This window comes from Mucilaginibacter sp. P4_E8, from assembly GCF_056401495.1.
On sequence record NZ_JBFUJG010000249.1, the window covers coordinates 1 to 4,187 of the forward strand.

General features: G+C 44.2%; 5 protein-coding genes. 2 read left to right on the plus strand and 3 right to left on the minus strand.

What is annotated here, in order from left to right:
- Positions 1-358: 358 nt before the first annotated feature.
- The 3 genes from AC1DRQ_RS29755 to AC1DRQ_RS29765 form a co-directional block, all read right to left on the minus strand.
- A complete protein-coding gene (locus AC1DRQ_RS29755; RefSeq protein ID WP_477429485.1) occupies positions 359-817 on the minus strand; it encodes an SRPBCC family protein in 459 nt (152 codons plus the stop codon).
- The gene (locus AC1DRQ_RS29760; RefSeq protein ID WP_477429487.1) at positions 798-1,139 is read right to left on the minus strand and encodes an ArsR/SmtB family transcription factor; all 342 of its coding nucleotides are present in this window, start codon (positions 1,137-1,139) and stop codon (positions 798-800) included. Before AC1DRQ_RS29760 ends, AC1DRQ_RS29755 begins: the two co-directional genes overlap by 20 nt.
- Before the next feature lie 109 nt (positions 1,140-1,248).
- Positions 1,249-2,157, minus strand: a complete 909-nt coding sequence (locus tag AC1DRQ_RS29765) for a helix-turn-helix domain-containing protein (protein WP_477429489.1) — start codon at positions 2,155-2,157, stop codon at positions 1,249-1,251.
- Positions 2,158-2,285: 128 nt separating this feature from the next.
- On the opposite strand from AC1DRQ_RS29765, the gene AC1DRQ_RS29770 reads away from it, so the two are divergent.
- Both AC1DRQ_RS29770 and fdhA read left to right on the plus strand, forming a co-directional pair.
- Positions 2,286-2,684: a GlcG/HbpS family heme-binding protein gene (locus AC1DRQ_RS29770; RefSeq protein WP_477429491.1), complete on the plus strand. Its 399-nt coding sequence runs from the start codon at positions 2,286-2,288 to the stop codon at positions 2,682-2,684.
- 40 nt (positions 2,685-2,724) lie between these two features.
- Positions 2,725-3,915, plus strand: coding sequence for a formaldehyde dehydrogenase, glutathione-independent (fdhA, locus tag AC1DRQ_RS29775; protein WP_429400930.1), 1,191 nt, complete (start codon positions 2,725-2,727; stop codon positions 3,913-3,915).
- Positions 3,916-4,187 lie beyond the last annotated feature (272 nt).

A 4,187-nucleotide genomic window follows, 5' to 3' on the forward strand; every position in this document is an offset into this window, starting at 1 on the left:
GGAAGAAATAAAAAGAAAGCTTGGGCCTAGTGCGATTCCTTCCTTGGGGAAGGGGGAGGTAGGGGTTTATTGAACATTACAGGTTTAATCGCGCGTAGAAACCCCTCCCTGCCACTGCACAATCCACGGCACCCCTCCCAAGGGAGGGAATATATACTGCAATTACAATCTTCCGAACACCTGTGGTGATAACACCGACCACAGGCTGAATCCAGACCTGCTATAATTCCCCTCTTGAGAGGGGGCGCGAAGATTTGCGGGTTGGCAGGGGTGTGTTATGCACTTATCTCTGAAGAAACACACCCCTGCCCCCTCTCAAGAGGGGAATCGCACATACCTCCTCTATCTAAAGTAAAGGCTACTTTACGTTTTTTAAATATTGACTGAGCTTTTCTAAATTTTGTTTTAATCCTTCATCAGCTTTAAACGTTTTTACAACCTGGATAAATTGCTCATGTGTTTCAAAAAGCATATGCCAGCTAATAAATGTTTGTTCGCCCTTTGCTTCAAATTCAATGGTAGCCACAAACTTAGGACTGCTCACATGATCGAACACGATTTTTTTGAGCGGAACGATCTCTTTAAATATGCTTTTGTTTTTATAGTCGGTTCCGTCGGGGCCATGCAATACCAGATCCCATTCGCCTCCGGGTTCCATGATCATTTTACTTATAGTGTTGGTGAAACCATTGGGCCCCCACCACTGGGCAATATGCTCAGGCTGGGTCCATGCTTCCCATACCAGTTCAACTGGCGCATCTAATGTTCGTGTTAAGCGTAATTCGCGATCAGTGGTATTACTTTTTGTGCTTTCCATTTCTTTCATCTTTTAATTGTGCTACATATTTTTCAAGATTGTCTAATTTACTTTCCCAATGCTGCCGGTACTGGTCAACCCACGTTGATACCTCACTGAGCTGATCGAGCCGGGCTTCGCAAAAGCGGTCGCGACCCTGCTGCTTAACTTTAATGAGGCCGCAATCAGCCAGGATTTGAATATGTAACGAGATGGCCTGGCGTGTAACGGCAAAGTTTGCGGCTATAGTGTTCACATTATGCGGCTGTGTAGCAATCATATTAATTATTGCTCTTCGGGTGGGGTCGGCTATGGCCTGGTAAACGTCTCGTCTGGTTTTCATGATTGCGCAAGTACTTACTTGCAAATATAAGAGCAAGCATTTACTTGCGCAATTATTTTTTCACTTTTTCGGCTGGTGGGTGGTGTTACGAGGCTGAAAGTAGCCCTGTTTAGCTTTTTAAATATAACCCTGGCGTTATCCCTTCAAAACGTTTAAACAGGCGTATAAAATAATTGAGATTATTAAACCCCGACTTGAAACAGACTTCGGATATATTAATGGAAGGATTTTTTAACAGCATTTTGGCCAAACCTATACGCTCCTGTATAATAAACTCAACCGGCGACAGTCCAAAAGTATCTTTAAACGTACGGAAAAAGTTTGTTTTACTCATGCAGGCTTCATTACACAGTGCATCAATATTAATTTGTTCCGTTAAATGCATCCGGATATATTTAATGACCCCGGTTAAACGGTTTATATCTGCCTTGTTGTTATTAACCAGTTGCTGCTTTTGTGTTTGTATAGTGCGTATCAATAATTCAGTTAAGGTAATATCGGCAAGAGCGTCTTTATTGATATTATCTTCCATGCTGATAGCAATAAGCTTATGGATAAGGCCGGTAAGCTCACGGTTGTTGTGAAAATGATATTGCGTAAAATTAAGGTTCCATCGCTCCTCTCCGATTTCGCCGGGATAAGTGTTATTTAAATAATCAAGTGTCGCGGTTACTTTGCTCCAGTCAATAACCATGGTAACACATTGTACAGGATGTTTCTTATCCACATCCGGAAAATCAACATTAATAGGCATGCCCTCTGGCAGTATGAGTGTTTCGCCGGGCAAAAAATCAAACCTCGACTGGTTTAACATACCAACCGTCTTCTTTCCCCTGAGCATACTTGATATGACCAGCCCGTTATACCGCAGATCAAGATTGCCGCATTGCTCATTGGTTTCAAAAATATTAACCTCGCAATGTGCCAGTTTGTACAGCTTACGGTGTTCAACAAGCGTTTCGGTTTCGTAATGGTTTTCAGCTGAGCCTAATGGGATTAAAATTTGCCGGTGGTTCATAATTCACAACTTGTTTCATAGCAACAACAATAAAGCATTATTGTGTTGTTTTATGGCACTATTGTTCCATTACGCTTTTGGTATTGGGTACTACCTTTATCATATTAATTTACCTAAAACAAAACTTTATGAGCATTACATTAGAGCAGGCAGAAAAACTGTCGCAGGCTGCCAAAGTAAAGGCAAAGCAAATTGGAGTACCCATGAACATTGCCATTGTTGATGAAGGCGCCAACCTGGTATCCTTCCACCGCATGGATAATGCCTGGTTAGGTTCGGTCGATATATCTATCAGGAAGGCTAAAACCGCACGTTTTTTTGATATGAACTCCGGCGAAATAGGCAAACTATCCCAACCCGGCGGACCACTATACAATATTGAACATTCAAATGGAGGTTTAATATCATTTCCCGGCGGGGTATTGCTAAAAGACGGCAGCGGAAAGATAGTAGGCGCCATAGGTGTATCGGGCGGCTCTGTTGAGCAGGACCATGAAGTAGCTTCGGCAGGTGCTGCGGCGTTATAGTTTCAGTCTCTTGATTTTAATTCATTTAAATTAAAATATTATGTGTCAAAACCACGGAGTTGCGTATATAAAACCAGGTGAGGTTGAAGTACGCGAAATAGATTATCCAAAACTGGCCATCGGCAACAGACAATGCCATCACGGGGTTATCATTAAAATAGTAGCTACCAATATTTGCGGCAGCGACCAGCACATGGTACGGGGACGCACAACCGCCCCCGCCGGTCTCATACTTGGGCACGAGATAACCGGCATTGTGATTGAAGCAGGCAGAGATGTTGAATTTATAAAAGAAGGCGATCTGGTATCGGTGCCTTTCAATATAGCCTGCGGCAGGTGCCGCAATTGCAAAGCCGGCCAAACGGGTATTTGTCTTAATGTGAACCCCGCCCGTCCCGGAGCTGCTTACGGGTATGTGGATATGGGCGGTTGGGTAGGCGGCCAGGCCGAGTATGTAATGGTGCCTTATGCCGATTTTAACCTGCTTAAATTCCCGGATAAAGACAGGGCCATGGAAAAAATAAAGGATCTTACCCTCCTGTCAGATATTTTTCCGACGGGTTTTCATGGAGCTGTTACTGCCGGCGTTGGCCCGGGTTCCATTGTTTACGTTGCAGGTGCCGGGCCGGTTGGTTTGGCTTGCGCGGCATCATGCCAGTTATTGGGCGCCGCGGTTGTTATTGTGGGCGATATGAATAAAGAGCGCCTGGAGCAAGCCCGCAGCTTCGGTTGCGAAACTGTTGACCTGTCTCAGGAAGCATCACTTGGTGATCAGATTGAAGCCATAGTTGGCGTACCTGAAGTAGACAGCTTTGTAGATTGCGTAGGCTTTGAAGCCAAAGGGCATGGTGCCGATGCTAATAAAGAACAAGCAGCAACCGTACTAAACTCTGCCATGGAAATTACCCGTGCTGGTGGAGCCATAGGTATTCCGGGGCTATACGTAACCGGTGATCCGGGGGCTTCGGATGAAGCTGCTAAAAAAGGGAACCTCTCTATCCGTATTGGTTTAGGCTGGGCAAAATCACATTCATTTTATACCGGTCAGTGCCCGGTAATGAAATACCATCGCCAGCTGATGAACGCTATTTTGTATGATAAAGTACAGATTGCAAAAGCGGTTAATGTACAGGTGATAAAACTACAGGATGCGCCAAGCGGTTATAAAGATTTTGATAAAGGCGCCGCCAAAAAATTTGTTATTGACCCTAACGGCATGATCATGAATTAGCATCAATATATTTAGGATAAGTAAGGGCGACGTTTACATGTTGCCTTACTTATTATAGCCCCCACACCGCGCGATGGTTTTTGGGAAAAGTTTGAAGGAATGATGATAGGGTAAGTTAAAAAAGTGGTGCGGTGATAACACTATAGGTGTTGGGAAGAAATAAAAAGAAAGCTTGGGCCTAGTGCGATTCCTTCCTTGGGGAAGGGGGAGGTAGGGGTTTATTGAACATTACAGGTTTAATCGCACGTATAAACCCCTCCCTGCCATTTCAC

What these genes read in the sequence shown, in the direction of transcription:
- AC1DRQ_RS29755 (WP_477429485.1), bottom strand. Translation starts at nt 817, where the DNA reads ATGGAAAGCACAAAAAGTAATACCACTGATCGCGAATTACGCTTAACA.
- AC1DRQ_RS29760 (WP_477429487.1), bottom strand. Translation starts at nt 1,139, where the DNA reads ATGAAAACCAGACGAGACGTTTACCAGGCCATAGCCGACCCCACCCGA.
- AC1DRQ_RS29765 (WP_477429489.1), bottom strand. Translation starts at nt 2,157, where the DNA reads ATGAACCACCGGCAAATTTTAATCCCATTAGGCTCAGCTGAAAACCAT.
- AC1DRQ_RS29770 (WP_477429491.1), top strand. Translation starts at nt 2,286, where the DNA reads ATGAGCATTACATTAGAGCAGGCAGAAAAACTGTCGCAGGCTGCCAAA.
- fdhA (WP_429400930.1), top strand. Translation starts at nt 2,725, where the DNA reads ATGTGTCAAAACCACGGAGTTGCGTATATAAAACCAGGTGAGGTTGAA.